Genomic DNA, 24,534 nt, shown 5'->3' on the forward strand with positions numbered 1-24,534 from the left:
GTCACTCGTAGCGCAGCGACTCGACCGGGTCGGCCCGCGCGGCCCGCGCGGCCGGCAGCGTGCCGGCCAGGAACGCGATGCCCATCACGATCAGCGTCGTGACCAGGATGGAGACCGGGTCGAAGGCGATCAGCTCGAGGCCCGGCAGGTCGGAGAACAGGCTCGTCGCGAGCTGGGCGCTCACCGCCGTGCCGACGACGATCGCGACCAGCGCGCCGATCGCGCTGCCGAGGAAGCCGATGACCACCGCCTCGAGGCTGAACAGCGTGAAGACGCGGCCGCTGCCCATGCCCATCGCCTTCATGAGCCCGATCTCCCGGGTGCGCTCCTGCACCGACATCAGCAGGGTGTTGACGATGCCGAAGCTCGCCGCCAGCAGCGCGATGACCGCGAACGCGTTCAGCACGAGCACGATGCCGTTGATGACGGCGGTGAAGGTGCCGAGCTGATCGGCGACGGTCGTGGCGGTGTACCCCTGCGCCGACAGCGCGGCCTTGACGTCGTCGAGCTGCGCCGGCGTCGCGTCGGCGGACACCCAGGCGTCGGCGCTCGCGAAGCGGTCCAGCTGGTCCTGGGGCACGCCGTCGTTCTGCAGCGCGAACATCGCATCGGTGAGGGCGGTGTTCGGCGTGACGGAGGTGCCGGCGGCGAAGGCCGCCTCGGTGACCCCGGTGATCCGGGCGGTGACGGTGTGCTGCGCGCGCAGGGGGTCGGTGACGGCGATCGTGGCCGTCTTGCCCACGGCATCCTCCGCGTCGGCGAAGCCGAGCGGCTCCACGAGGGCGAGCGGGATGGCGACCTGCGGCGTGCCGTCGGCGTCGTCGGGTGCGGCTCCGGCGGCCAGCTGCAGGGTCTGACCGGCGACGAGCGTCCCGACGCTCGCGACGTAGCGGGGACCGTCCGCGTACTGGATGTAGTCCGCCGTCACGGTGCGCACCGGCTCCACCTTCAGGATGCCGTCGGTGGCGGTGATCGCGGCGATGTCGTCGGGCGTGAGCGCCGTCACCGACGCCGTGCCGCCGCCGGGGGCTCCGGGCTGGCTCGACGCGACGGCGTCGGGGTCGTACTCCTGCGGGCCGCCGCCGGTCGCCGCGACGGTCTTGGTCACCGTCAGCACGTCGGAGGCGCCGAAGGAGGCGACCGTGCTGTCGATGAACCGGTTGATGCCCGTGCCCAGCCCGTTCGTGATGGTGAGGGTGAAGGCGCCGACGAAGATCGCGAGGATGGTGAGGATCGTGCGAGTCTTCGAGCGGAACGTGTTGCCGACGGCGGTGGTCAGCAGATCGGCGGTCTTCATGCGGCGCTCCTCTCGTCGGGGACGAGCACGCCGTCGCGGATCTGGACGCGGCGGTCGCAGCGCGCCGCGAGCTCCTCGTCGTGGGTGACGACGATCAGCGTGATGCCGTGCTCGCGGTTGAGGCGGAAGAGGATGTCCTCGACCACCGCTCCCGTCGCCGAGTCGAGGTTGCCGGTGGGCTCGTCGGCGAAGATCACGTCGGGATCGTTCACGAGCGCACGCGCGATGACGGCGCGCTGCTTCTGCCCGCCCGACAGCGCGGTCGCCTTGTTGCGCGCCTTGTCGGCCATGTCGAGCTCGGCGAGGGCGGCCATGCCGCGGCGGCGGCGCTCCGCGCGGCTCACCCCCGCGATCTTCAGCGGCAGCACGACGTTGTCGAACACCGAGGCGCTGGAGGTCAGGAAGAACTGCTGGAAGACGAACCCGAACGTCTTGTTGCGGGTGCGGTTCAGGCGGCGGCCGCGGAGGGTGTCGGCATCCACGCCGTCGAGCAGCACCCGCCCGCTGGTGGGGGCGTCCATGAGCGCGAGCAGGTGCATGAGCGTGGACTTGCCCGAACCGCTCTTGCCGACGATCGCGATGCTCTCTCCCCGCCGGATGTCGAGGCTGACGCCGCGGAGAGCGTCGAAACGCGCGGAGCCGCGGCCGTAGGACTTGTGCAGGTCGTGGACGGAGAGCAGGGGCGGGGGCGCGGACGGCGCCGCATCGGATGTCATGACGACCAGCCTTCCCGTCGGCGGGCGCGGCGGCATCCCGTCGCTGCGGCAGATGCGTACCCCAGGCGGGGGATGCCGGGATCCCTCGCCGGGGCGATCCGTTGCGGTGCCCGGGGCGTCAGACTGGAGTCGTGAGCTCACCGGACGACACCTTCCCGCCGCCCCACCCCGTGGGCCCGGCGTGGGCGGCGGACGTCGTCCTGGTCGTGCTCATCGTCCTCCCCGCCCTGCTCCCCCTGCCGATGGCGGAGCTGCGGCCGTCGACTCCGCTCGTCCTCGTCCTCGTCCTCCTGCCCGCCCCGGCGCTGCTGCTGCGGCGGCGCTGGCCGGTGGTGACGCTCGCGCTCTGCGCGGCCGCCTACGTCGCCGCGCTGGTGTGCGGCACGAACTCTCCCGGGGCGGCGCTCGCGGCGCTGGTGGCGATGTTCATCGTCGCCCGCGACACCTCCCGTCGCACCGCCGTCGCAGCGGCCGCGATCGTGGTCGCCGTCGTGGTGGGCGTGGGCATCGGGGTCACCGTCGCGACGAGAGCCGACACGCGGTTCCTGCAGATCGGGCTCGCCCTGGCGCTCGCGGCCGCGGTCGGCGACGGGGTCCGCTCGCGCCGCGCGTACCTCACGGCCGTCGTCGACCGCGCCCGCCGCGCGGAGCAGACCCGCGACGCCGAGGCCCGTCGGCGCGTCACGGAGGAGCGGCTGCGCATCGCGCGCGATCTGCACGACGCGGTCGCCCACCAGATCTCCGTGATCAGCCTCAATGCGGGGGTGGCCTCGGCGGCGCTCGACTCCCGCCCGGAGCGGGCGCGGGAGGCGCTCTCGACGATCCGCACGGCGTCCCGCGACGTGCTCAGCCAGATCGGCGGCATGCTCAGCGTGCTGCGCGCGGATGAGACGACCGCGCTGCGGGAGCAGCCGGGGCTGGCCCGGCTGCCGGAGCTCGTGGAGTCGGTGCGGGTCGCCGGTCTCGACGTGGTGCTGCGCGACGAACGCGGCGACCTCGCCGACACCCCGCTTCCGCTGGCGGTCGACATCGTCGCGTACCGGGTGATCCAGGAGGGGCTCACCAATGCGCTCAAGCACGGGGCCGGCGCGCGGGCGCACGTCCTCCTGCGGCTCGAGGACGACGCGCTCGAGGTCGTGGTCACGAACCCCGTCGACCGCAGCCTGCCGGTCGAGTCGGGCCCGGCATCCGGGTTCGGCCTGCTGGGGCTGAAGGAGCGCGTCGGGTCCGTGCGGGGCCGGCTCGAGTCGGGGCGCGCGCCGGGCGGCTTCCGGCTCGCGGCGCGGCTGCCGATCGATGCGGTGGTCGCCTCGTGATCGCCGTGGTCGTGGTCGACGATCAGGCGCTCATCCGCACCGCCGTGCGCGACCTCCTCGACGGCGAGCCGGACATCACGGTGGTCGCGGAGGCGACGGACGGCGAGAGCGCCGTCGAGGAGGTGCGCCGGCGACGGCCGGACGTGGTCGTCATGGACATCCGGATGCCGCGCATGGACGGCATCGAGGCGACCACCCTGATCTGCCGCGACCCCGCCCTCGCCGACACGCGCGTGCTCATCCTCACCACGTTCGAGGAGGACGAGTACGTCGTCGCGGCGCTGCGCGCGGGAGCGAGCGGCTTCGTGGGCAAAGGCGCCGAGCCGGAGGAGATCGGTCGCGCCGTCCGCGCGGTCCACGCCGGCGATGAGCTGCTCTCGCCGGCGGCCACCCGCGCGCTCATCGGCAGGTTCGTGCGCTCGACGGCCCCGGTCGCGGCGCCCCGCTCGCTCGCGCCGCTGACCGACCGCGAGCGGGAGATCCTCGTGCTCGTGGCCCGCGGCCGCTCCAACGACGCGATCGCGGCCGAGCTGTTCATCTCGCCGCACACCGCCAAGACCCACCTCAAGCGCGTGATGACCAAGCTGGGCGCGCACGACCGCGCCCAGCTGGTCATCGCCGCCTACGAGAGCGGGCTGGTCGCGCCCGGGTCCTGATCGTCACCGGTCGCCGGGGCGCCGGTGCCGGCGGCGGCGCGCTGCTCCCGCTCGCGCTCCTCGGCCTCGGCGCCGCCGATCGCCTCGCCGCGCGCGACGAGACCGGCGACGTCGGAGAGGGGGATCTGCTTCAGCGTGAGCGCCAGCACGAAGGCGAGCGCGATGAAGGGGACGAGGTACCAGAACACCGGCGCGAGCGCGTCCGCGTAGGCGTTCACGATCCCGTCGCGCACCTCCGGGGGAAGGGTCGCGAGCGTCTGCGGGTCGAGGTTCGCGGTGGCCGCCGCCGACTCCGACGCGCTGGCCCCCGCGGAGGAGAAGACGTCCCGGAGGTTGTCGGTGAGCCGCGTCGTGAAGAGGGTGCCGAACACCGCGGTGCCGAGGGCGGCGCCCACCTCGCGGAAGTAGTTGTTGGTGCTGGTGGCGGTGCCGACCTCGGCGGCGGGCACCGCGTTCTGCACGACCAGGACCACGACCTGGATGATCAGGCCCAGGCCCGCGCCGAAGAAGAACAGGAAGACGCAGATGAGCCAGATCGGCGTCGCCGCGGTGAGCGTCGTCATCGCGATCATCGACGCGCCCGTCACCAGCGTGCCCACGATCGGGAAGATCCGGTAGCGCCCCGAACGGCTGATGAGGATGCCGGAGGCGATGGAGGTGCCCATCAGTCCCGCCATCATGGGCACCATCAGCAGCCCCGACTCGGCCGCCGAGGTGCCGGAGGACATCTGCAGGAACGTGGGCACGAACCCGATCGCCGCGAACATCCCGATGCCGAGCGTCAGTCCGATCGCCGTCGCGTTGAGGAACACCGGGTTGCGGAACAGGTGGAGCGGGATGATGGGGTCCTCGGCGCGGGACTCGACGAGGACGAAGCCGCCCGCCGCGACGAGCAGCCCCAGGCCCCACGCCCAGGTGGCGGGCGAGGTCCAGCCGAAGTCGGTGTCGCCGCCGAAGTCGGTGAAGAAGATGAGGCAGGTCGTCGCGATCGACAGCAGCACGATGCCGAGGAGGTCGATCCGGCGGGTCGCGCGCTTGTCGGGCAGCGTCAGCGCGAACAGGGCGATGACGAACGCCGCGATGCCGACGGGGATGTTGATGTAGAACGCCCACTGCCAGGTCAGGTGGTCCACGAAGAACCCGCCCAGCAGGGGGCCGGCGATCGCGGAGAGGCCGAAGACGGCGCCGAGCGGGCCGAGGTACTTGCCGCGCTCCGAGGCGGGGACGATGTCGGCGATGATCGCCTGCGACAGGATCATCAGGCCGCCGCCGCCCAGCCCCTGCACGGCGCGGAAGAACACGAACATCCAGAAGTCGCTCGCCAGCGCGCAGCCGACCGAGGCCAGGGTGAACAGCGCGATCGCGATGAGGAACAAGCGGCGCCGGCCGAGCACGTCGCCGAACTTGCCGTAGACGGGCATGACGATCGTGGTCGCGAGCAGGTAGGCGGTGGTGATCCACACCTGGTGCTCGACTCCGCCCAGCTGGCCGACGATCGTGGGCATGGCCGTCGAGACGATCGTCTGGTCCAGACTCGACAGGAGCATCCCGGCGATGAGCGCGCCGAAGATGATCCAGACGCGCCGCGGGGTGAGCAGCAGGGGGGAGGCGGACGGCGAGGCGGCGGCGGACATGGTCATTCCTTCGGCGAGGTCGGGGAGAGGGCGGCGCGGCCCGCGTCGGCGCGGCGGCGCAGGAGGGTGAGGAAGTCGGGGTGCTCCTCGTCGAAGAACGCCGCGATCGCGGACCGCAGGAGCGGATTGATCATCCGCACGAGCATGTCGACGACGAGCGGGTCGGTCGGCGCGTCGGGGCGGCTGCGCACCAGCGCGATGTCGTTGACCTCGGCATCCGCCATGATCGACATCAGCTGGGCGTGCAGGCGCGGCTCGTCCGCGAGCAGGCGTCCGACCTCCTCGGCCTCCGTCCGGGTGTGGCCCATCAGCGCCCAGCGGGCGGCGTGCAGGTGCAGGTAATCGTCGAGCAGGTCGCCGTCGCCGTGCACGAACCGCTCGTCGAGCTCCTCGAGATGCGCGCGCAGCGTGAGCCCGAGCACGGCGTTCTCCTTCGATGCGAAGTAGTTGAAGAACGTCCGGCGTGAGACCCCGACGTCGGCGCACAGCTGGTCGATCGTGAACCCGTTGAGTCCGTGCGCGGCGGTCAGCCGTCGTGCGGCGGTGCGCAGCGCGGCCGCTGTCTCGGCGATGCGTCTCCCGCGGGATCCGTTTGCACTCTCAGTCACAGAGTGCATGTTTGCACTCTTGGGGCGACAGTGCAAATTTCACGGATTCACGGCGCGGGGAATGCGGAACGCACTTTGTTGTTGCATCAACCATCGCCGCTCGGAGTCGCCGACGGCCCACCGAAAGGACCGCTCGTGCTCATCGTCTCCTTGTCCGTCGTCGGTGGCGGGGCGCCGGCATGAAGGCCGCGACCCTGGACTGGCGGCCCGCGCCGGTGCACACCGCGGGTGCCGCCGCCGACGCCACGCGGATGGACACCGTCGAGCTGCTCGTGGGCGACCTCGACGCGCAGACCGCGTTCTACCGCGATGCCGTCTCGCTCGAGATCCTCGACCAGTCCGGCGCGCAGGCGACCCTCGGCCGTGACGGCATCCCGATCGTCGCGCTCACGCACGCCCCCGAGCTCCCGCCGTTCGACCGCCACGGTGCGGGCCTGTACCACACGGCGATCGCGTTCCCCGATCGCGCGGCGCTGTCGGCGGCCGTGATGTCGATGGCGCGCCGCGCCGGCGACACCTTCGAGGGCGCGACCGACCACACCTTCAGCAACGCGTTCTACTTCCACGACCCCGAGGGCAACGGCATCGAGCTGTACTGGGATCTGCCCACCGAGGTCTGGCAGGACAAGCCCGCCGGATGGATGCCGCGCAACACCGCGATCGACCCCAACGCCTTCCTCCGCGAGCACTTCGACCCGGCCCGCACGACCGCCGACGAGGCCACCGTCGGCCACGTCCACCTGCAGGTCGGCGACATCCCCACCGCCCGGCGCTTCTACGTCGACACGCTCGGCTTCGACGTGTCGATCGACGTGGGCTCCGCGCTGTTCCTCTCGGCGGGCGGCTACCACCACCACATCGGACTGAACACGTGGCACAGTGCGGGCGCCGGACCGCGGGCCGTGTCGCTCGGACTCGGCGACGTGCGGCTGCGGATGCCGGAGCGCGACGACGTGCTCGCGCTCGCCGATCGTGCGCGGCACGCGGGCATCGCGGTGCAGGACGACGGCGCCGGGGTGCGCCTGCGCGATCCGTGGGGGACGCTGCTGACCGTGCTTCCCGAGGGGAGCGCCTGATGGCGCTCACGGCCGGCGGGCTGCCGGCGGCGACCGTCCGCACCGCGGTGACGGTGCCGCTGCGCTTCTCCGATGGGTACGAGACGACGGCGCGCGTGCACACCTTCCACGCCCTGGTGGACGGCGCCGAGCACCTGCTGCTGAGCTTCGAGGGGCGAAGGCCCCGCGCGCGGGAGAGCGCACCGCTGGTCCGTCTGCACAGCGAGTGCCTCACGGGCGACGTCTTCGGATCCGAGCGGTGCGACTGCGGACCGCAGCTGCGCGAGGCCGTCGAGCGGCTCTCCGAGGACGGCGGAGCGCTCCTCTACCTCCGGCAGGAGGGACGCGGCATCGGGCTCTACGCGAAGCTCGACGCCTACGCGCTGCAGGACGAAGGGCTCGACACCTACGAGGCCAACACGGCCCTCGGGCACGGCGAGGACGAGCGCGACTACAGCGCCGCCGCGCAGATGCTGCACGCCGTCGGCATCCACCGGCTGCGTCTGCTCACGAACAACCCCGACAAGGTCGCGCAACTGCGCGCGCTCGGCGTCGAGGTGGCGGATGCCGTGGCCACCGGCGTGCACCTGACGGACGCGAACGCGCGCTACCTGCGTGCCAAGCGGGACCACACCGGTCACACGATCGACGTCCCCGCGGCCTGAGGATCATGGTGTATCCCGTTCCGCGCATGACCACCGCCGAAGCAGAGGCCTGGCTCGGGCTCATCCGCGTGTGCGACCTGCTGCCCAGCGCGCTCGACTCGCAGCTGCAGCGCGACTCCGCCCTGACGCACTACGAGTTCGGGGTGATGACCTTCCTCCGGCGCATGCCGGAGGCCACGGCCACCATGAGCGAGGTCGCCGAGGCGACCAACGCCACGCTGTCGCGGCTGTCCCACGTGTGCTCGCGTCTGCAGACGCGGGGTCTCGTGCTCAAGAGCGGGTGCCCCACCGACCGTCGGGTGAGCCGGGTGACCCTGACCGGCGCGGGGCGCCGGGAGCTCATCCGGGCCACCCCCGGCCACATCGCGACGGCCCGCTCGCTCGTGGTCGACGCGCTCTCCGCGGACGACCTCGCCCACCTGGCGCGGATCACGGCCGTCCTCGGCGAGCGTCTCGACCCGGACCACCGGTTCGGGGCGCACCAGTGAGCCGCGTCGGTACGCTGGCACCGTGACCACCTGGCGCAGCTCGCAGAAGGCCGACCGGCGCGCGCGACTGCTCGTGGAGGCGGCGGCGCTGTTCGCCCGTCGCGGCTTCGCCGCCGTCACCACCGTCGAGATCGGCGAGGCGGTGGGGATGAGCGGCCCGGCGCTGTACAAGCACTTCCCGAGCAAGGACGCGATCCTCGCCGAGCTCCTGGTCGACGCCAGCGAGCGGCTGCTGCAGGGCGGCCGCGAGATCGTCGCGGGCACAGGTCCGTCCGACGCCGTCGCCGCGGGAGCCGTGCTCGACGAGCTCATCGCCTTCCACATCGGCTTCGCGACGGCGGCGCCCGACATCATCCGCATCCAGGATCGCGAGCTCGCCGGTCTCGACTCCGACACCAACCACCGGGTGCGGCGGCTGCAGCGCGCGTACGTCGCCGAGTGGGACGTCGTGCTCGCCACCGCCGCGCCGGCCCTGAGCGCGCCCGAACGCGAGACCCGCCTGCTCGGCGTCTTCGGCCTGCTCAACTCGACGCCGCACAGTGCGGGGGCGAGCGGGGACGACGCGGCACGGATCCTCGCCGGGATGGCGCGGCGTGCGCTGCGGGACGAGGCCTGAGCTCACCCCTCCTCGGTCGGTGCGCACCGCATGAGCACGCTGCGGGTCGCGGTCGCCACGACCTCGCCGCGCTGGTTGCGCATCGTGTGGGCGAGCTCGACGACGCCCTGACCGGGACGTGAGGCGGACCGCCGCGTGCCGACGACGAGCGTCTCGGCGTACAGCGTGTCGCCGTGACGCACGGGAGCCGGGAAGCGCACCTCCCCGAATCCCAGGTTCGCCACGATCGTGCCCTGGGTCAGCTGCGCGACCGAGAGGCCGACCATCGTCGAGAGCGTGAACATGCTGTTGACGAGCCGCTCGCCGAACTCCGTGCCGGCCGCCCACGCGGCATCCAGGTGCAGCGACTGCGTGTTCATGGTGAGCGTCGTGAACAGCACGTTGTCGGTCTCCGTCACGGTGCGCCCCGGGGCGTGCACGTAGAGCGCCCCCTCGATGAACTCCTCGAAGTACAGTCCCCGCTGCCGGATGACCTCGCTCACGTCGTCCCCTCCTCGTCCTCGTGCCCGTCCTCGTCCGCGGGCTCGATCGCGGCGACCACGCCGCCGCGCACCACCTGGTCGCCGACCGCGACGCGCAGGCGGAGGATGCCGTCGACGCCGGCCCGCAGCACGTGCTCCATCTTCATCGCCTCCACGGCGACGACCGGCTCTCCCGCGCGCACCCGCGCGCCGTCCTGCGCGGCCACCATCACGACGGTCCCCGGCAGGGGGGAGGCGATCGTCGGCGACGCGTCCGCGCGGTCGTCCGCGGCGTCGTCGATCGTGCGCTCGGAGACGAGGACGGCCCCGGCGTCGCTGCGCAGCCACAGCCCCGCGGGGGCGGCAGCGACCGGGAAGGTGCGGCCGCGACCGTCGATGACGACCGTGGCCGACCCGCCGTCCGCGCCATGCCGCCGCACGGATGCCGCGACCGGCGCCGCATCGCCGACGGCGACGCGCAGCGGCGTGGACCACACCCGCACGCGGGCCTCGGCGTCGGCGGACACGAGGTCGTACACGCTCGGGGCCGCCGCCGCGCCGAGACGCCAGCCGTCGGCGCGGCTCCAGGGGCCGCTCACGGTCGCGTCGGGGACCCGGGTCGCCGACGCCGCGTGCATCACGAGCGCCGCCTCCGCGAAGGTGCGCTCCGTGACGTCGGGGAAGGGCAGTTCGTCGAAGACGCGGGCGATCAGGCCGGTGTCGAGCGCGCCGGAGACCACCTCGGGGCGCTCCAGCAGCAGGCGGAGGAACGTGAGGTTCGTCTCGAAGCCGAAGATCGCCGTCCCGTCGATCGCGCGCACGAGGCGCCGGCGCGCCTCCTCCCGGTCGGGGCCCCACGCGATGAGCTTCGCCAGCATCGGGTCGTAGTCGGTCGAGACGACGAGGCCGTCCTCGAGCGCCGTGTCGACCCGCACCCCGGCCCCCGACGGGTGGACGACGCGCGTGACCGGACCGCCGGTGGGCAGGAACCCGGCGCGCGGGTCTTCCGCGTAGACGCGCACCTCGATCGCGTGCCCGTCCAGGCGCACGTCCTCTTGGGCGAACGGCAGCGGCTCCCCGGCGGCGATCCGCAGCTGCAGCTCGACGAGGTCGCGGCCCGTGACCATCTCGGTGACGGGATGCTCCACCTGCAGACGGGTGTTCATCTCCATGAAGAAGAACGTGTCGGGCCGGTCGCCCGGCACGATGAACTCGACCGTGCCCGCCCCGATGTAGCCGACGCTCCTCGCCGTCTCGCACGCGGCCGCGCCGATGCGCGCGCGGGTCGCGGCGTCGAGCAGGGGGGAGGGCGCCTCCTCGACGACCTTCTGGTGGCGCCGTTGCAGCGAGCACTCGCGCTCGCCGAGGTGCACCACCGTGCCGTGCGCATCGGCGAGGATCTGCACCTCGATGTGGCGCGGTGCGGTGACGTAGCGCTCCAGGAACAGCGTGTCGTCGCCGAAGGATGCCGCGGCCTCCCGGCGGGCGGCGGCGACCGCGGCCGGAAGCCCTGCCGCCTCCGTGACGACGTGCATGCCCTTGCCGCCGCCGCCCGCGGACGGCTTGATCAGCACCGGGAAGCCGACCTCCGCCGCCCCCGCGATCAGCTCCGCGTCGGTGAGGCCCGCGCGGGCGATGCCGGGGACGGTGGGCACGCCGCACGCGGCGACGGTGCGTTTGGCGGAGATCTTGTCGCCCATGACCTCGATCGCCTCGGGCGACGGGCCGATGAAGACGAGGCCCGCGTCGGCGCAGGCCCGTGCGAAGGCGGCGTTCTCGGCGAGGAAGCCGAACCCCGGATGGATCGCCTCGGCACCGGTGGCGAGCGCGGCATCCACCACGCGTTCGATCGACAGGTAGCTCTGCGCGGCGGCGGCGGGCCCCAGCCGCACCGCCTCGTCGGCCAGGCGCACGTGGAGCGCGTCGGCGTCGGCGTCGCTGTAGACGGCGACCGAGCGGATGCCGAGCGTGCGCAGTGTCCGGATGATGCGGACGGCGATCTCGCCGCGGTTGGCGATGAGGACGGTGCGGAGGGCGCTCATGCGATCACATCCGGAAGACGCCGTAGCCGGCGTCGGGCATCGGGGCGCGGGCGACGACGTCGAGGGCGAGCCCCAGCACGTCGCGGGTCTGCGCGGGCTCGATCACCCCGTCGTCCCAGAGACGCGCGGTGGAGTAGTAGGGGCTGCCCTGGTGCTCGTACTGCGCACGGATCGGCGCCTCGAACGCCTCCTTCTCGGCGGTGGTCCAGGGGGTGCCGGCGGCGTCGAGCTGCTCGCCGCGCACCGTGGACAGGACGGACGCCGCCTGCGGCCCGCCCATGACCGACACCCGCGCGCCGGGCCAGAGCCAGAGGAACCGGGGCGAGTAGGCGCGCCCGCACATCGAGTAGGTGCCGGCGCCGAACGAGCCGCCCACGACGACCGTGAGCTTGGGCACCCGCGCGCACGCGACGGCGTTGACCATCTTCGCGCCGTGCTTCGCGATGCCGCCGTGCTCGTACTCGCGGCCGACCATGAAGCCCGTGATGTTCTGCAGGAACAGCAGCGGGATGCCGCGCTGGTCGCACAGCTCGACGAAGTGCGCGCCCTTGAGCGCCGACTCGCCGAAGAGCACGCCGTTGTTCGCGACGATGCCGACGGGGTGGCCGTGGAGGTGCGCGAAGCCGGTGACGAGCGTCTCGCCGTACTCGCGCTTGAACTCGCTGAAGCGACTGCCGTCGACGAGGCGGACGATGATCTCGCGGGCGTCGTAGGGCGTGGTCAGCTCGACCGGGACGACGTCGTACAGCGAGTCCGGGTCGTGCAGCGGCGGGTCCGCGGGCCCGAGCCGATACGGCAGCGGTGCCGGCTCGGGCACCGTCGCGACGATCTCGCGGACGATGCGCAGCGCGTCCGCGTCGTCGGCGGCCAGGTGGTCGGTGACGCCGGAGATGCGCGAGTGCGTGACGCCGCCGCCGAGCTCTTCGGCGCTGACCACCTCGCCGGTCGCGGCCTTCACGAGCGGCGGGCCGCCGAGGAAGATCGTCCCCTGATCGCGGACGATCACGGTCTGATCGCTCATCGCCGGGACGTACGCGCCGCCGGCGGTCGAGGAGCCCAGGACGGCCGCGATCTGCGCGATGCCGTCCCGCGACATCCGGGCCTGGTTGTAGAAGATGCGTCCGAAGTGGTCGCGGTCGGGGAACACCTCGTCCTGGAGGGGGAGGAAGGCGCCGCCCGAGTCGACGAGGCAGATGCACGGCAGGCGGTTCTCCGCGGCGACCTCCTGCGCGCGCAGGTGCTTCTTCACGGTCATCGGGTAGTACGTGCCGCCCTTGACGGTCGCGTCGTTGGCGACGACCATGACGTGCCGACCGTGCACGAGCCCGATCCCCGCGACGACCCCGGCCGCGGGCGCCTCGCCGTCGTAGAGGCCGTCGGCGGCGAGAGGGGCGAGCTCGAGGAAGGGGCTGCCGCGGTCGAGCAGCAGATCGATCCGGTCGCGCGCCAGCAGCTTGCCGCGCGCGGTGTGCCGGCGCCGCGACGGTTCGGGGCCGCCGAGGGCCGCGGCCTCCCGCTTCGCCCGCAGCTCCGCGACGAGGGCGCGGTAGCCGTCCGTGGTCGTCGTCGACACGGCATCCTCATTTCGGTTATCAATCAGTAACCCGATCAGGAACATAGCGCCTGCGCCGCCGAATGTCCACCGTCGGCGCCGTTCTGGGACGGCGCGGCGCGCGTGGGGCACAATGATGCGATGAGCACGACGCCCGATCAGCCCGCGTCCTACTGGTACGCGGACGACGATGCGCGGTCGACGTCGGTCATGGAGGCCATGCGCTCCTACCGGGCGGCCGAGGTCGCGATGCGGCGACGGACGCAGCAGTCGATGGACATGGGCGAGAACGAGCTGCTCGTCCTGCGCTTCCTCGCCCGGGCGCGACTGCGGGGCGAGCCGGTGACCCCCGTGACGCTGAGCAGATATCTCGGCATCACCTCGGCATCCACGACGGCGCTGCTGGATCGCCTGGAGAGGTCGGGGCACATCACGCGCACGCCGAACCCGGGGGACCGGCGCAGTGTGCTGATCGCGTCGAGCGAGAAGTCAGACCTCGAGGTGCGTCACACCCTGTCGGCGATGCACGAGCGCATGATGGCGGTCGTGCGCGAGATGGACGAGGACCAGCGCGACACCGTCATCCGGTTCCTGGATGCGATGCGCGTGGCCGTGGATCACATCGACGCGTAGTCGCGCGAGACGACCGATCCGGCGATCTCGTCGGCGGCGCCGGTCGCGGCGTCCAGGAAGCTCAGCACGGCGGCCCGCCCCGACGGGTCGAGCCTGCGGATGGCCGCGGCCACGCGGTTCTCGAAGGCGTCGACGAGGTCGGCGACCTCCGCCGCGGCCCGTTCGGTCGGCGCGATGAGGATGCTGCGACGGTCGGTGGGGTGGTTCACGCGCTGCACACTGCCGAGGCGCTCCAGGCGGTCCAGCAAGGCGGTCGTGGATGCCGAGCTGATGCCGAGGTGGCGGGAGATCTCGCTCGGTTTGACGTCCAGGCCGTCGCGGTCGCAGGCGAGGACGTACTGGAGGATGCGCAGTTCGTTCTCGCCCAGTGCGGCGTTGGCCCGGACGCGCTGATGCATCTGCGCGTCCGCGGCCCGGAAGCGCGCGAGCGCATCCAGGACATCGGTCGTGCCGGATGTGTGTGTGGTCGTCACCGCACTCACCTCCACTCAGAGTCGGCGCCCGTAAAGGGTTCGGTGACACCAATATAGCTCATGATATATCTCGCTTGACTAACTACTTATTCACGGAATAACCTACTTCACGACAGATCCACCGCTGCGGCGAGGCCGAGCCCGACGCGCACCGAATGAGGGAGTCACGATGGGACGCTTGTACTACGGCAACACCAGCGACGCGATCGAGGTCGACGACACCGACCTGGCTCACCTGAGGATGGTGGCGATGACGAAGCTGCGTCGTTCCGAGGGCTTCAGCCTCACCTTCTCGTCGCCGACGCGTGGCCGCAGCGCCCTCTGGGTGCACTGCGCCATCCCGCTGCGCTTCGAGTTCGATGCGGCGGAGCCGATCCGCCTCGAGCCGGCCCGCGTCAACGAGCTGGCCCAGGCCGCCGCCTCCGCGGCGGGCATCGTCGTCGAGCTGGCCGCCGAGGCCGTGCCCTCGCGTGCCGAACTGGCGGCCGTCGCATGAGCGTGCTCGCCCTCGCGTCGGCGCCCACCGGCCGCGTGACCTGGGCGGCCGTCAGCGACGGCTTCTACGTCGCCTCCCGCGTCGGCGACTACGTCGGATGCGTCGAGTGCACGCCCGACGGTCACTTCGTGGGGTTCGACTTCCGCTCCACCCCCGTCGGGCGCTACGCGTCGCTCGGGGAGGCGCAGCGCGCCGTCGGCGGCGCCCACGAGGCGCGCCCCCTGCTCCCGTCACCCGAGCCGTCGCCCCGCGCGCAGGCGCTGTGGCAGACCGCCGCCGCGATCAGCGGGGTGGTGGCGCTGGGCGCCCTCGCGACCGCGGTGCTCACGACACCGCTGGTGTGAGCGCGCCGGCCGGCCGGCGCTAGGAGGCGCTCGCGGTCTCGGCGATGGCCTTCTCGGTGCGCTCCTGCAGGAAGCCGCACAGCTCGGCGACGGCGGCGAGATCGGAGGACAGGCGTGCGACGCCCGCGGCATCCAGGTCGAAGCTGTCGGCCCGCGCCTCGAACGTGACCACCCATCGCGGGCCCTCGTCGTGGACGACGGGCTGGATGTAGGTGACGGTGGAGGCGTTGCTCAGGGCGACGACGACGAGGCCCGAATCGGGGCCGGGGGTGTAGTCCTTCTCGAGGACGGAGATCGACGACTCGGCCGCCGGGTGGCCCGCGAGGTACTCGCGCACCCATGCTTCGACCGTCGCTTGATTGCGGTAGGGCATGGGACCTCGATCCTGGGTGTCGACGCACCTGGCGGCACGCCTGTCCCATTATGCCGTGCGCGGGCGCAGGAGCGAGGTCAGCAGGAGCTCCATCGCGGCGACGGGATCGGCGTCGTCGGCGAGCCAGCGGATCTGGATCCCCTCCCATCCCGTGACGATGAGGCCCGCCAGGGCCGTGTCGTCGTCGTGGATCGGCGCGATCCGCCCGCGGGCGCGGTCGTGGGCGATCAGCGCGGCGTAGTCCGTGATGACGGACGCGTAGCGGCGCTGGAGCCACTCGTGCGCCTCGTGCCCCGGGTAGGTCGCCTCGGCGGAGACGATCGAGAACATGCGCACGAGCTCGCGGCGGCCGAGGTTGCGCCGGACGACGCCGAGCACGGCCGGGAGCAGGCCGTCGCGCCGTGCACGCTCGGGGAAGTCGGCGTCGGCGGCGTCCTCCTGCTCGAGCACCGCGGCCAGCAGTGAGACCTTGGTGGGGAAGTGGTGCATCACCGTGGTGAGGCTGAGGCCGAGCTCGGCGGCGATCTGCCGCAGCGACCCGCCGCGGTAGCCGTGCGCGCTGAAGATGGCGGTCGCCGACGCGATGATCTCGGACCGCCGCTCCGCCGACTTCGCGTACGGCCCGCGGCGAGCGGGCGACGAGGTGGCCATGGCATCAGAGCGTACCGCGCGGCTCTCGGAAAAAACCGTGCATGTGCACGATATTCGTTATAGGATGCCGACATGGCAACGCACGCGCGGGAGTATCGCTGGGTTCGAGACGGAGCAGCGGGGGCAGGACGCATGCGCTACGGCGCGGACTACAACCCCGAGCAGTGGTCGCGCGACGTCTGGGCGGAGGACATGCGCCTCATGCGCGAGGCCGGCGTGAACATCGTCTCTCTCGCGATCTTCTCGTGGGCGCTGCTGGAGCCGCGTCCCGGCGAGTTCGACTTCGGCTGGCTCGACGAGGTCATCGACCTGCTCCACGAGAACGGGATCGACGTCGACCTCGCCACCGCCACGGCATCCCCGCCCGCGTGGCTCGCGCAGCGTCACCCCGAGATCCTGCCCCAGACCGAGGACGGCACCGTGCTGTGGCCCGGCGCCCGGCAGCACTGGCGGCCGACCTCGCCCGTCTTCCGCACGCACGCGCTGCGACTCGTGCGGGCCCTCGCCGAGCGCTATCGCGACCATCCCGCGATCGTCGCGTGGCACATCTCCAACGAGCTCGGCTGCCACAACCTCTACGACTACTCCGACGACGCCGCGGCCGCCTTCCGCACCTGGCTGCGTGACCGGTACGGCACCCTCGACGCCCTCAACGAGGCGTGGGGCACCGCCTTCTGGTCGCAGCACTACACGGAGTGGGAGCAGATCCTGCCGCCGCGCACGGCGCCCACCCACCGCAACCCCGGCCAGCGCCTCGACTTCGAGCGCTTCTCCTCGGACGCCGTGCGCGACCACCTGCGGGCGGAGGCCGCCGTGCTGGCCGAGCTCACCCCCGACATCCCCTTCACGACCAACTTCATGGTCGCCCAGAACGTCCGCGACATCGACTACCCGACGTGGGCGGGCGACGTCGACTTCATCTCGAACGACCACTACCTGCGCCCGGGTGAGCTGGGCCGCGACGACGTCTCCTTCTGGGCCAACCTCACGGGCAACATCGCCGAGGGACGCCCCTGGTTCCTCATGGAGCACGCCCCCAGCGCCGTCAACTGGCGCGAGGTGAACCCGCCGAAGCGCCCGGGGGAGCTGATGCGCGACGCCCTCACCCACGTCGGGCACGGCGCGGATGCCGTCTGCTTCTTCCAGTGGCGCCAGTCGCGCGCCGGAGGCGAGCGCTTCCACTCGGGGATGGTGCCGCACGCCGGCGAGCACAGCCGCGTGTTCCGCGACGTCGCCGCCCTCGGCGCGCGACTGGGGGAGCTCGGCGCCGTCACGGGCTCGCACCGCGAGCGCGCGCGCGTCGCGCTGGTCTTCGACTACGAGTCCTGGTGGGTCAGCGGCCGCGACTCCCACCCCTCCGACGCGCTGCGCTACGACGACGAGACCCTCGCCTGGTACCGGGCGCTGCTCGATCTCGGCGTCCGCGCCGACGTCGTCCCCGTCGCGGCGTCCCTCGACGGCTACGACGTCGTCGTCGCCCCGATGCTGCACGTCGTGCCCGACGCCCTGCGGACACGGCTCGAGCACGTGGTGCGAAGCGGGCGCCACCTCGTGACCACCGCCTTCTCCGGCATCGTCGACGAGCACGACCGGGTGTGGCTCGGCGGCTACCCCGGGGCGCTGCGGGAGGTGCTCGGCGTCACCGTCGAGGAGTTCGTCCCGCTTCTGGCCGACGAGACGGCGCGACTGGCCTCCGGGGCCGTCGCGACGCACTGGAGCGAGCGGATCAGCCACGTCGCCGACGATGTCGAGGTGCTCGACACCTACGCCGCGGGCGATCTGGCCGGGATGCCGGCGGTCACGCGTCGCCGCGTCGGCGCCGGGTCGGCCACATACGTCTCCGCCGACACCGGCCGCGACGGGGCGCGCGCGGTGCTGGAGCGCCTCGCGGGCGACATCGGCGCGCTGGCCGGTGACCCCCTCGCCGCCGACGGTCGTCTCGAGGTCATCGTCCGCGTCGACGCCGCGCGTCGCCATGTCTTCGTCGTCAACCGCACCGACGACGAGGTCGTCGTGGACGATCCCGAGCTCGGCGCGCTGCGCGTGGCGCCCCGCGGTGTCGAGACGCGCAGCATCCCGGCGCAGGAGCCCGCCCTCGCCGGCGCGCACGGAAGGATGGACGCATGAGCGAACGCATCGACTGGAGCGCCGGCACCTGGACCACACCGCCCGCGGCGGCGGCGGTGCGCGAGGACGGGCTGGCCGTCGTCGCGGTCGAGGGCAGCGACGCCTGGCGCCGCACGGCCTACGGCTTCATCCACGACACCGAGCACGCGCTGCTGGCCCCGTTCGAGGTCGGCACGGCGATGGAGGTCGTCTTCATCGCCGACTTCACGGCGCAGTTCGATCAGGCGGGCCTGTTCGTGCGCGCCGACGACGAGCGGTGGATGAAGGCCGGCGTCGAGAACGCGGACGGGGTGCTCGGCGTGGGCGCGGTCGTCACCGACGTCATGTCCGACTGGTCGGTCGGCGCGGTGCCGGAGTGGGCCGGCCGCCGACTCCGCGTGCGGGTCAGCCGCGGACCCGACGCGCTGACGGTGCGCGCCGGCATCGACACCGAGCCGCTGCGTCTCGTGCGCGTCGCGCCGTTCGCGGGAGAGCTCGCCGCCCAGGCCGGCCCGTTCGTGTGCGCGCCGATGCGCGCCGGGCTCGAGGTCGTGTTCGCCGAGTGGACGCGCACCGACGCCGACGCATCGCTGCACTGACGACGCGCCCCGCGATCACGTCTGCGGCAGGTAGCGACGCGGTGCGTGCGTCTGCGCGACCAGGTCGCGCAGCGCGTCGAGCGAGCCGCTGACGACGCCCGCGGCGCGTGCCTGCACCAGCACGTTGCCCAGCGCGGTCGCCTCGACGGGGCCCGCGAGCACCGGCATCCCGGAGCGGTCGGCGGTGCGCTGGCACAGCAACTCGTTGCGGGCCCCACCGCCCACGAGGTGGATCGTGCGCACGGCGACACGCCCCAGCCGGCTCGTCGTGACGACGGCGTCGGCGAAGGCCTGGGCGAGCGACTCCACGATCGCCCGCACATAGGCGGCGCGGGAGCGCGGCGGCGCGACGTCGTGCTCGGCGCACCAGGCGTCGATACGGGCCGTCATGTCGCCGGGCGGCAGGAAGCGCGGATCGTCGACGTCGAACACGGGCACGGCGGAGGCCGGGACGAGCGCGGCCGCCGCGAGCAGCTCCGACAGGTCGGCGCCGGCGCCGTCGGAGGACCAGCCGCGCACCGCCTCCGTCAGGATCCACAGGCCCATCACGTTGTGCAGCAGACGCACCCGCCCGTCGACCCCGCCCTCGTTGGTGACGTGCGCGGCCGCGACGGCGTCGTCCAGCACCGGATGCTCCACCTCGACGCCGACCAGGCCCCACGTTCCGCAGGAGATGTAGGCGGCCGCGTCCGCCCGCATCGGCACGGCCACCACGGCGGAGGCCGTGTCGTGCGAGCCGACCGCCGTGACCGGGGCCGTCCCGCCCAGCGCCGCCGCGACGTGCGGCAGGAGCGCGCCGACCCGCTCGCCGGGCGCGATCAGCTCGGGAAGCAGCGACCGCGGCACGCCGAGCCGCGCGGCGAGCTCGTCGTCCCAGCGGCGGGTGCGCGCGTTCAGCAGCCCCGTCGTGGACGCGTTGGTGAGCTCGGCCCGGGCCCGGCCGGTGAGCCAGTACGCGATCAGGTCGGGGACGAGCAGCGCCGTGTCGGCGATCGCGAGCACCTCGGGCGGCTCGGCGGCGAGCTGGTACAGCGTCGTGAAGGGCAGGAACTGCAGGCCGTTGCGGGAGAACAGCTCGGGGTACGGCACGCGCGCGTGCGCGCTCCCGACGCCGCGCTCCGTGCGCGCGTCGCGATAGTGGAACGGGAGGCCGAGCAGGCGCCCGTCCCGCAGCAGCCCGTAGTCGACGGCCCAGGAGTCGACGCCGATGCTCGCGATCGCGGGCTCGGCGCGGAACGCGTCGCGCAGGCCCCGCAGCGCCGCGGCGTACAGGCCGGGGATGTCGCCGTGCAGGCCGTCGCCCAGGCGCAGCGGGGCATTCTCGAAGCGCGCGATCGTCGTGGTCTCCAGCGTGCCCCGGCCGACGTGCCCGAGGATGACGCGGCCGCTCGTCGCGCCCAGGTCGACGGCCGCGACCGCCGCGGTCATCGCAGGAACGCGGCGGCGACGCCGGAGTCGACCGGGATGTGCAGTCCCGTGGTGCGGCTGAGGTCGGGCCCGGTCAGCACCGCGACGGCGTCGGCGACGTTCTCGGGGACGACCTCGCGACCGAGGATCGTGCGGGCGGCGTAGAACTGCCCGAGCTCCTCCTCCTTCACGCCGTAGGTCGCGGCGCGGTTCGCGCCCCACCCCGAGGCGAAGATCCCCGAGCCGCGCACCACGCCGTCGGGGTTGATGCCGTTGACCCGCACGCCGTGCGCGCCCAGCTCGACCGCGAGCAGGCGCACCTGATGGGCCTGATCGGCCTTCGTCGCCGAGTACGCGACGTTGTTGGGGCCGGCGAAGACGCTGTTCTTCGACGAGATGTAGACGATGTCGCCGCCGAGGCCCTGGGCGATGAGCACGGATGCCGCGGCCTGCGACACCAGGAACGAGCCCTTCGCCATGACGTCGTGCTGGAGGTCCCAATCGGCCTCCGTCGTCTCCAGCAGCGGCTTCGACAGCGACAGTCCCGCGTTGTTGACGACGAGGTCCAGGCCCCCGAACGCGAGCACGGCGTCGGCCACGGCGGCCCGCACGGCCTCGCCGTCGGCCACGTTCACGGCGACCCCGACGGCGACGTCGGCGCCCCCGAGCTCGGCGGCGGCCGCTCGGGCCTTCTCGAGGTCGAGGTCGGCCACCACGACGCAGGCGCCGGCCGCGGCGAGGCGTGCCGCGGTGGCCTTGCCGATGCCGCTCGCGGCGCCGGTCACGAGCGCGATGCGGCCCTGGTGGCTCTTCGGCGCGGGGCGGCGCTGCAGTTTCGCCTCCTCGAGCGCCCAGTACTCGATGCGGAACTTCTCCGCATCCGAGATCGGCGTGTACGTCGAGACCGCCTCCGCTCCGCGCATGACGTTGATCGCGTTGACGTAGAACTCGCCCGCCACGCGCGCGGTCTGCTTGTCGGCGCCGTAGGAGAACATGCCGACGCCCGGCACGAGCACGATCAGGGGATCGGCGCCGCGCATCGCCGGGCTGTCGGCCGTCGCGTGCCTCTCGTAGTAGTCGCGGTAGTCGGCGCGGTACTGGGCGTGCAGCTCCCGCAGCCGGGCCAGCTGCTGGTCGACCGACGCCGTCGCGGGCAGGTCGAGCAGCAGCGGCTTCACCTTGGTGCGCAGGAAGTGGTCGGGGCAGCTCGTGCCGAGCGCCGCCAGGGCGGGCGCCTTCTGCGAGGCCAGGAAGTCGAGCACGACCGGGGAGTCGGTGAAGTGTCCGAGCAGGGGGCGATCGGTGGAGACGAGCCCGCGGATCGTGGGGGCCAGCGCCGCCGCCCGGACGCGCCGCTCGGCGGCGGGGAGCGCGTCGAATCCCGCGCGGACGGCCCCGAACGGCGCGGGGTCGCCGTGCTCGGCCAGGTAAGCGGCCGCGGTGTCGATGATCCACGACGAGTTGCGCTCGGCATCGTCGGAGGTGTCGCCCCACGCCGTGATGCCGTGCCCGCCGAGGATCGTGCCGATCGCCTGCGGGTTCTCTGCGGCGATCGCCGCGATGTCGAGTCCGAGCTGGAAGCCGGGGCGCCGCCAGGGCACCCAGACGACGCGGTCGCCGAAGATCGTCCGCGTCAGCTCGGGCCCGTCGGCCGCCGTCGCGATCGCGATGCCCGAGTCGGGGTGCAGATGGTCGACGTGTGCGGCATCCACGAGGGCGTGCATCGCGGTGTCGATCGACGGCGCCGCGCCGCCCTTGCCGTGGAGGCAGTAGTCGAAGGCGGCCACCATCTCGTCTTCGCGGTCGACTCCGGGATAGATGTCGACCAGCGCGCGCAGACGGTCCCGCCGCAGCACGGCCAGGCCCTCGGGCGCGAGGGTCCCCAGGTCGCCGCCCGAGCCCTTGACCCACAGCAGCTCGACCGGCGCGCCGGTGACGGGGTCGATGTCCTCGCCCTTGGCCGACGTGTTCCCGCCGGCGTAGTTGGTGTTCTTCGGGTCGGAGCCCAGGCGGTTGCTGCGCGCGATGAGCGCGGCGGCGGTGGGGTTCGTCATCTCAGGCACCCCATCCCGCCTGGACGCCGCCGACGCGCTCGTCGGCGATGGTGCGGGCGTAGCCGGAGGCGAGGTAGGCGGCCATCGGATCCGCGGGCAGCCCGCGGCTCTCCCGCCAGGTCGCCAGCTGCGGCCGGACGTCGGTCTGGAAGGCGTCCATGAGGATCGCGTTGGCCGCCAGCACGTCGTTCTCCTCCTGGGCGGCGGCCAGCGCGTCACGATCGAGCAGCAGCGCCCGCGCGGTCATCTCCTGCACGTTGAGCACGGAGCGGATCTGGCCGGGGATCTTGTCCTCGATGTTGTGGCACTGATCGAGCATGAAGGCGACGTCCGGGTTGTTCAGCCCGCCGCCGCGGACGACCTCCACGAGGATCCGGAACAGCTGGAAGGGATCGGCGGCGCCGACGATGAGGTCATCGTCCGCGTAGAAGCGGCTGTTGAAGTCGAAGGAGCCCAGGCGCCCCAGTCGCAGCAGCTGCATGACGATGAACTCGATGTTCGTCCCGGGCGCGTGGTGGCCGGTGTCCAGGCACACCATCGCCTTCTCGCCGAGCGCGGCCACCTGCACGTAGGACGTCCCCCAGTCGGGGACGTCGGTGTGGTAGAACGCCGGCTCGAAGAACTTGTACTCCAGCACGAGCCGCTGCGTGTCGCCGAGCCGCGCGTAGATCCGGGAGAGCGAGTCGTGCAGGCGGTCCTGACGCGCGCGCATGTCGTTCTGGCCGGGGTAGTTGGAGCCCTCGGCGAGCCAGATCTTCAGGTCGCGCGAGCCGGTCGCATCCATGATGTCGATGCAGGCGAGGTGGTGGTCGATCGCCTTGCGTCGGATGCGGTCGTCGTGGTGGGTGAGCGCGCCGAACTTGTAGTCCTCGTCCTGGAACGTGTTCGAGTTGACGGTGCCCAGCGCCACGCCGAGGTCTTCGGCGTGACGGCGCAGCGCCGCGTAGTCGTCGACCGCGTCCCACGGGATGTGCAGCGCCACGGTCGGGGCGAGCGCCGTGTGGCGGTGCACCTGGGCGGCGTCGGCGATCTTCTCGAACGGGTCGCGGGGCGTGCCGGGAGTGGGGAAGACCCGGAAGCGGGTGCCGGAGTTGCCGAACGCCCACGAGGGCAGTTCGATCCCCTGGGCCTGGAGCGTGGACAGGTTCTCGGCTGACAGCGTCGTCATACTCTCGCGCTTTCGGTGTCGGATCCGCGCCTCCGCGGATCTCTACTGTGAATCGTTTCAAAGAGTAGTGTGGTTGAAACGATTCGTCAAGCGGCGACGACGACCTCGGAGGAGCGTGGATGAGCGCCAGCGTCAAAGACGTCGCCGCGGCGGCGGCGGTGTCGGTGGGCACGGTGTCGAACGTGCTGAACCGGCCCGAGAAAGTCGCCCCCGAGACCGTCGCGCGCGTGCACCGGGCCATCGAGAGCCTCGGGTTCGTCCGCAACGACGCCGCCCGGCAGCTGCGCGCCGGGCGCAGCCGCTTCATCGGCCTGGTCGTGCTCGACACCGCCAACCCGTTCTTCGCCGAGGTCGCGCGCGGCGCGGAGGAGCGCGCCGCGCGCGACGGACTGGCGGTGCTGCTCGGCAACAGCGACCAGAACGCGCAGCGCGAGAGCGCCTACCTCGACCTCTTCCGCGAGCAGCGCGTGCACGGCGTGCTGCTCACGCCGCGCGACCTGGACCCCGCGCCGCTGCGACGGCTGGCGCTGGCCGACATCCCCCTCGTCTTGGTCGACGGCGACATCCCGGGCGAGCAGATCCCCTCCGTCGCGGTCGATGACGTGCAGGGCGGGTACGCGGCGGTCGAGCATCTCCTCGCCCGCGGACGGCGCCGCATCGCCTTCGTGGCGGGGCCGCTGACGATCCGTCAGGTGTCCGATCGTCTCGCCGGCGCGCGCCGCGCGCTCGAGACGGCGCCGGATGCCGCGCTCGAGGTCATCGAGACGACGGCGCTGACGGTGCTCGCCGGTCGCGCGGTGGGCGAGCAGCTGGCGCTGCGCGCGCCCGCCGACCGGCCCGACGCCGTCTTCTGCGCCAACGACCTCCTCGCCGTCGGCGTGCTCCAGGGGGCCGCCATCCTGGGCGACATCCGTGTGCCGCAGGATCTGGCCATCATCGGCTACGACGACATCGACTTCGCGCAGGCGGCCGTCGTCCCCCTCAGCTCGATCCGCCAGCCGGCGCGGGAGATCGGTGCGACCGCCGTCGACCTGCTGCGCGAGGCCGCCGCGGCTCCCGGATCGCCCGCCCGCCACGTCCGCTTCAGTCCCGAGCTCGTGGTGCGCGCGTCGACGCAGGCGTGA

General features: G+C 72.6%; 25 protein-coding genes. 12 read left to right on the forward strand and 13 right to left on the reverse strand.

The window, feature by feature from the left end; translation table 11 throughout:
- Position 1: 1 nt before the first annotated feature.
- Together MHO01S_RS13755 and MHO01S_RS13760 are read right to left on the reverse strand one after the other, a co-directional pair.
- The gene (locus MHO01S_RS13755; RefSeq protein ID WP_060959956.1) at positions 2 to 1,297 is read right to left on the reverse strand and encodes an ABC transporter permease; all 1,296 of its coding nucleotides are present in this window, start codon (positions 1,295 to 1,297) and stop codon (positions 2 to 4) included.
- A complete protein-coding gene (locus tag MHO01S_RS13760) occupies positions 1,294 to 2,013 on the reverse strand; it encodes an ABC transporter ATP-binding protein (protein WP_061782468.1) in 720 nt (239 codons plus the stop codon). Before MHO01S_RS13760 ends, MHO01S_RS13755 begins: the two co-directional genes overlap by 4 nt.
- 131 nt (positions 2,014 to 2,144) lie before the next feature.
- Between MHO01S_RS13760 and MHO01S_RS13765 the strand changes: the two genes are divergently transcribed.
- Together MHO01S_RS13765 and MHO01S_RS13770 are read left to right on the forward strand one after the other, a co-directional pair.
- Positions 2,145 to 3,329, forward strand: coding sequence for a sensor histidine kinase (locus MHO01S_RS13765; protein WP_082808089.1), 1,185 nt, complete (start codon positions 2,145 to 2,147; stop codon positions 3,327 to 3,329).
- A complete protein-coding gene (locus MHO01S_RS13770) occupies positions 3,326 to 3,985 on the forward strand; it encodes a response regulator (protein ID WP_060959952.1) in 660 nt (219 codons plus the stop codon). Before MHO01S_RS13765 ends, MHO01S_RS13770 begins: the two co-directional genes overlap by 4 nt.
- Here MHO01S_RS13770 and MHO01S_RS13775 read toward each other — a convergent pair.
- Both MHO01S_RS13775 and MHO01S_RS13780 read right to left on the reverse strand, forming a co-directional pair.
- Positions 3,952 to 5,619, reverse strand: a complete 1,668-nt coding sequence (locus MHO01S_RS13775) for an MDR family MFS transporter (protein ID WP_061782470.1) — start codon at positions 5,617 to 5,619, stop codon at positions 3,952 to 3,954. The genes MHO01S_RS13770 and MHO01S_RS13775 overlap by 34 nt on opposite strands.
- Positions 5,620 to 5,621: 2 nt before the next feature.
- Positions 5,622 to 6,227, reverse strand: a complete 606-nt coding sequence (locus MHO01S_RS13780; protein WP_061782471.1) for a TetR/AcrR family transcriptional regulator — start codon at positions 6,225 to 6,227, stop codon at positions 5,622 to 5,624.
- A 179-nt stretch (positions 6,228 to 6,406) separates the two neighbouring features.
- Between MHO01S_RS13780 and MHO01S_RS13785 the strand changes: the two genes are divergently transcribed.
- Genes MHO01S_RS13785 through MHO01S_RS13800 form a run of 4 tightly spaced genes read left to right on the forward strand, consistent with a single transcriptional unit; the run spans position 6,407 to position 9,051 of the window.
- Positions 6,407 to 7,303: a VOC family protein gene (locus tag MHO01S_RS13785; protein ID WP_082734181.1), complete on the forward strand. Its 897-nt coding sequence runs from the start codon at positions 6,407 to 6,409 to the stop codon at positions 7,301 to 7,303.
- The gene (locus tag MHO01S_RS13790; protein ID WP_060959949.1) at positions 7,303 to 7,947 is read left to right on the forward strand and encodes a GTP cyclohydrolase II; all 645 of its coding nucleotides are present in this window, start codon (positions 7,303 to 7,305) and stop codon (positions 7,945 to 7,947) included. Before MHO01S_RS13785 ends, MHO01S_RS13790 begins: the two co-directional genes overlap by 1 nt.
- Positions 7,948 to 7,973: 26 nt before the next feature.
- Entirely contained in the window at positions 7,974 to 8,435 is a 462-nt protein-coding gene (locus MHO01S_RS13795; RefSeq protein WP_223848815.1) for a MarR family winged helix-turn-helix transcriptional regulator, read from the forward strand.
- A gap of 22 nt (positions 8,436 to 8,457) precedes the next feature.
- A complete protein-coding gene (locus MHO01S_RS13800; protein WP_060959947.1) occupies positions 8,458 to 9,051 on the forward strand; it encodes a TetR/AcrR family transcriptional regulator in 594 nt (197 codons plus the stop codon).
- A gap of 2 nt (positions 9,052 to 9,053) precedes the next feature.
- Here MHO01S_RS13800 and MHO01S_RS13805 read toward each other — a convergent pair whose 3' ends face one another.
- From MHO01S_RS13805 to MHO01S_RS13815, 3 genes are read right to left on the reverse strand one after another with little or no spacing between them, the layout of a single operon-like run.
- Complete coding sequence (locus MHO01S_RS13805) at positions 9,054 to 9,533, reverse strand: MaoC family dehydratase (protein WP_060959946.1); 480 nt, start codon at positions 9,531 to 9,533, stop codon at positions 9,054 to 9,056.
- The gene (locus tag MHO01S_RS13810) at positions 9,530 to 11,554 is read right to left on the reverse strand and encodes an ATP-binding protein (protein WP_061782472.1); all 2,025 of its coding nucleotides are present in this window, start codon (positions 11,552 to 11,554) and stop codon (positions 9,530 to 9,532) included. The genes MHO01S_RS13805 and MHO01S_RS13810 overlap by 4 nt, the downstream gene beginning before the upstream one ends.
- 4 nt (positions 11,555 to 11,558) lie before the next feature.
- Positions 11,559 to 13,172: a carboxyl transferase domain-containing protein gene (locus tag MHO01S_RS13815; RefSeq protein ID WP_060959944.1), complete on the reverse strand. Its 1,614-nt coding sequence runs from the start codon at positions 13,170 to 13,172 to the stop codon at positions 11,559 to 11,561.
- Between the two features lie 75 nt (positions 13,173 to 13,247).
- Here MHO01S_RS13815 and MHO01S_RS13820 point away from each other — a divergent pair, with 75 nt between their 5' ends.
- Positions 13,248 to 13,739 (forward strand): MarR family winged helix-turn-helix transcriptional regulator, encoded by a 492-nt coding sequence (locus MHO01S_RS13820; protein WP_060959943.1) that lies wholly within the window; start codon positions 13,248 to 13,250, stop codon positions 13,737 to 13,739.
- Here the strand turns inward: MHO01S_RS13820 and MHO01S_RS13825 are convergent.
- Complete coding sequence (locus tag MHO01S_RS13825) at positions 13,724 to 14,212, reverse strand: MarR family winged helix-turn-helix transcriptional regulator (protein ID WP_060959942.1); 489 nt, start codon at positions 14,210 to 14,212, stop codon at positions 13,724 to 13,726. The two genes, MHO01S_RS13820 and MHO01S_RS13825, sit on opposite strands and share 16 nt — an antisense overlap.
- Positions 14,213 to 14,381: 169 nt before the next feature.
- Here MHO01S_RS13825 and MHO01S_RS13830 point away from each other — a divergent pair, with 169 nt between their 5' ends.
- Together MHO01S_RS13830 and MHO01S_RS13835 are read left to right on the forward strand one after the other, a co-directional pair.
- Positions 14,382 to 14,708 (forward strand): DUF7882 family protein, encoded by a 327-nt coding sequence (locus MHO01S_RS13830; protein ID WP_061782473.1) that lies wholly within the window; start codon positions 14,382 to 14,384, stop codon positions 14,706 to 14,708.
- On the forward strand, positions 14,705 to 15,052 hold the full coding sequence (locus MHO01S_RS13835; protein ID WP_061782474.1) for a hypothetical protein: 348 nt from the start codon (positions 14,705 to 14,707) through the stop codon (positions 15,050 to 15,052). Before MHO01S_RS13830 ends, MHO01S_RS13835 begins: the two co-directional genes overlap by 4 nt.
- Positions 15,053 to 15,071: 19 nt before the next feature.
- On the opposite strand, the gene MHO01S_RS13840 is transcribed toward MHO01S_RS13835, so the two are convergent.
- A complete protein-coding gene (locus tag MHO01S_RS13840) occupies positions 15,072 to 15,425 on the reverse strand; it encodes a hypothetical protein (protein WP_060959939.1) in 354 nt (117 codons plus the stop codon).
- Positions 15,426 to 15,473: 48 nt separating this feature from the next.
- Entirely contained in the window at positions 15,474 to 16,076 is a 603-nt protein-coding gene (locus tag MHO01S_RS13845; RefSeq protein ID WP_060959938.1) for a TetR/AcrR family transcriptional regulator, read from the reverse strand.
- 72 nt (positions 16,077 to 16,148) lie between these two features.
- On the opposite strand from MHO01S_RS13845, the gene MHO01S_RS13850 reads away from it, so the two are divergent.
- Together MHO01S_RS13850 and MHO01S_RS13855 are read left to right on the forward strand one after the other, a co-directional pair.
- Positions 16,149 to 18,203 carry a beta-galactosidase gene (locus tag MHO01S_RS13850; RefSeq protein ID WP_061782475.1) on the forward strand — a complete coding sequence of 685 codons (2,055 nt, stop codon included), beginning with the start codon at positions 16,149 to 16,151 and terminating at the stop codon, positions 18,201 to 18,203.
- Positions 18,200 to 18,781: a DUF1349 domain-containing protein gene (locus MHO01S_RS13855; RefSeq protein ID WP_061782476.1), complete on the forward strand. Its 582-nt coding sequence runs from the start codon at positions 18,200 to 18,202 to the stop codon at positions 18,779 to 18,781. Before MHO01S_RS13850 ends, MHO01S_RS13855 begins: the two co-directional genes overlap by 4 nt.
- 15 nt (positions 18,782 to 18,796) lie before the next feature.
- Here MHO01S_RS13855 and MHO01S_RS13860 read toward each other — a convergent pair whose 3' ends face one another.
- Genes MHO01S_RS13860 through rhaI form a run of 3 tightly spaced genes read right to left on the reverse strand, consistent with a single transcriptional unit; the run spans position 18,797 to position 23,410 of the window.
- Positions 18,797 to 20,209 carry a rhamnulokinase gene (locus MHO01S_RS13860; protein ID WP_061782477.1) on the reverse strand — a complete coding sequence of 471 codons (1,413 nt, stop codon included), beginning with the start codon at positions 20,207 to 20,209 and terminating at the stop codon, positions 18,797 to 18,799.
- A complete protein-coding gene (locus tag MHO01S_RS13865; RefSeq protein WP_061782478.1) occupies positions 20,206 to 22,242 on the reverse strand; it encodes a bifunctional rhamnulose-1-phosphate aldolase/short-chain dehydrogenase in 2,037 nt (678 codons plus the stop codon). The genes MHO01S_RS13860 and MHO01S_RS13865 overlap by 4 nt, the downstream gene beginning before the upstream one ends.
- A 1-nt stretch (position 22,243) precedes the next feature.
- Complete coding sequence (gene rhaI / locus MHO01S_RS13870; RefSeq protein ID WP_060959935.1) at positions 22,244 to 23,410, reverse strand: L-rhamnose isomerase; 1,167 nt, start codon at positions 23,408 to 23,410, stop codon at positions 22,244 to 22,246.
- Positions 23,411 to 23,529: 119 nt separating this feature from the next.
- Between rhaI and MHO01S_RS13875 the strand changes: the two genes are divergently transcribed.
- Positions 23,530 to 24,534 (forward strand): LacI family DNA-binding transcriptional regulator, encoded by a 1,005-nt coding sequence (locus MHO01S_RS13875; protein ID WP_061782479.1) that lies wholly within the window; start codon positions 23,530 to 23,532, stop codon positions 24,532 to 24,534.

The sequence above is a fragment of the Microbacterium hominis NBRC 15708 genome, assembly GCF_001592125.1.
Taxonomy (GTDB): Bacteria; Actinomycetota; Actinomycetes; order Actinomycetales; family Microbacteriaceae; genus Microbacterium; species Microbacterium hominis.

Bases quoted from the DNA above. Each gene is read 5' to 3' on its own strand.
- MHO01S_RS13850 (WP_061782475.1), top strand. From the start codon at position 16,149: ATGGCAACGCACGCGCGGGAGTATCGCTGGGTTCGAGACGGAGCAGCG.
- MHO01S_RS13860 (WP_061782477.1), bottom strand. From the start codon at position 20,209: ATGACCGCGGCGGTCGCGGCCGTCGACCTGGGCGCGACGAGCGGCCGC.
- MHO01S_RS13775 (WP_061782470.1), bottom strand. From the start codon at position 5,619: ATGTCCGCCGCCGCCTCGCCGTCCGCCTCCCCCCTGCTGCTCACCCCG.
- MHO01S_RS13755 (WP_060959956.1), bottom strand. From the start codon at position 1,297: ATGAAGACCGCCGATCTGCTGACCACCGCCGTCGGCAACACGTTCCGC.
- MHO01S_RS13820 (WP_060959943.1), top strand. From the start codon at position 13,248: ATGAGCACGACGCCCGATCAGCCCGCGTCCTACTGGTACGCGGACGAC.
- MHO01S_RS13835 (WP_061782474.1), top strand. From the start codon at position 14,705: ATGAGCGTGCTCGCCCTCGCGTCGGCGCCCACCGGCCGCGTGACCTGG.
- MHO01S_RS13875 (WP_061782479.1), top strand. From the start codon at position 23,530: ATGAGCGCCAGCGTCAAAGACGTCGCCGCGGCGGCGGCGGTGTCGGTG.
- MHO01S_RS13855 (WP_061782476.1), top strand. From the start codon at position 18,200: ATGAGCGAACGCATCGACTGGAGCGCCGGCACCTGGACCACACCGCCC.
- MHO01S_RS13790 (WP_060959949.1), top strand. From the start codon at position 7,303: ATGGCGCTCACGGCCGGCGGGCTGCCGGCGGCGACCGTCCGCACCGCG.
- MHO01S_RS13795 (WP_223848815.1), top strand. From the start codon at position 7,974: ATGACCACCGCCGAAGCAGAGGCCTGGCTCGGGCTCATCCGCGTGTGC.
- MHO01S_RS13865 (WP_061782478.1), bottom strand. From the start codon at position 22,242: ATGACGAACCCCACCGCCGCCGCGCTCATCGCGCGCAGCAACCGCCTG.
- MHO01S_RS13785 (WP_082734181.1), top strand. From the start codon at position 6,407: ATGAAGGCCGCGACCCTGGACTGGCGGCCCGCGCCGGTGCACACCGCG.
- MHO01S_RS13815 (WP_060959944.1), bottom strand. From the start codon at position 13,172: ATGTTCCTGATCGGGTTACTGATTGATAACCGAAATGAGGATGCCGTG.
- MHO01S_RS13760 (WP_061782468.1), bottom strand. From the start codon at position 2,013: ATGACATCCGATGCGGCGCCGTCCGCGCCCCCGCCCCTGCTCTCCGTC.
- MHO01S_RS13840 (WP_060959939.1), bottom strand. From the start codon at position 15,425: ATGCCCTACCGCAATCAAGCGACGGTCGAAGCATGGGTGCGCGAGTAC.
- MHO01S_RS13810 (WP_061782472.1), bottom strand. From the start codon at position 11,554: ATGAGCGCCCTCCGCACCGTCCTCATCGCCAACCGCGGCGAGATCGCC.
- MHO01S_RS13845 (WP_060959938.1), bottom strand. From the start codon at position 16,076: ATGGCCACCTCGTCGCCCGCTCGCCGCGGGCCGTACGCGAAGTCGGCG.
- rhaI (WP_060959935.1), bottom strand. From the start codon at position 23,410: ATGACGACGCTGTCAGCCGAGAACCTGTCCACGCTCCAGGCCCAGGGG.
- MHO01S_RS13830 (WP_061782473.1), top strand. From the start codon at position 14,382: ATGGGACGCTTGTACTACGGCAACACCAGCGACGCGATCGAGGTCGAC.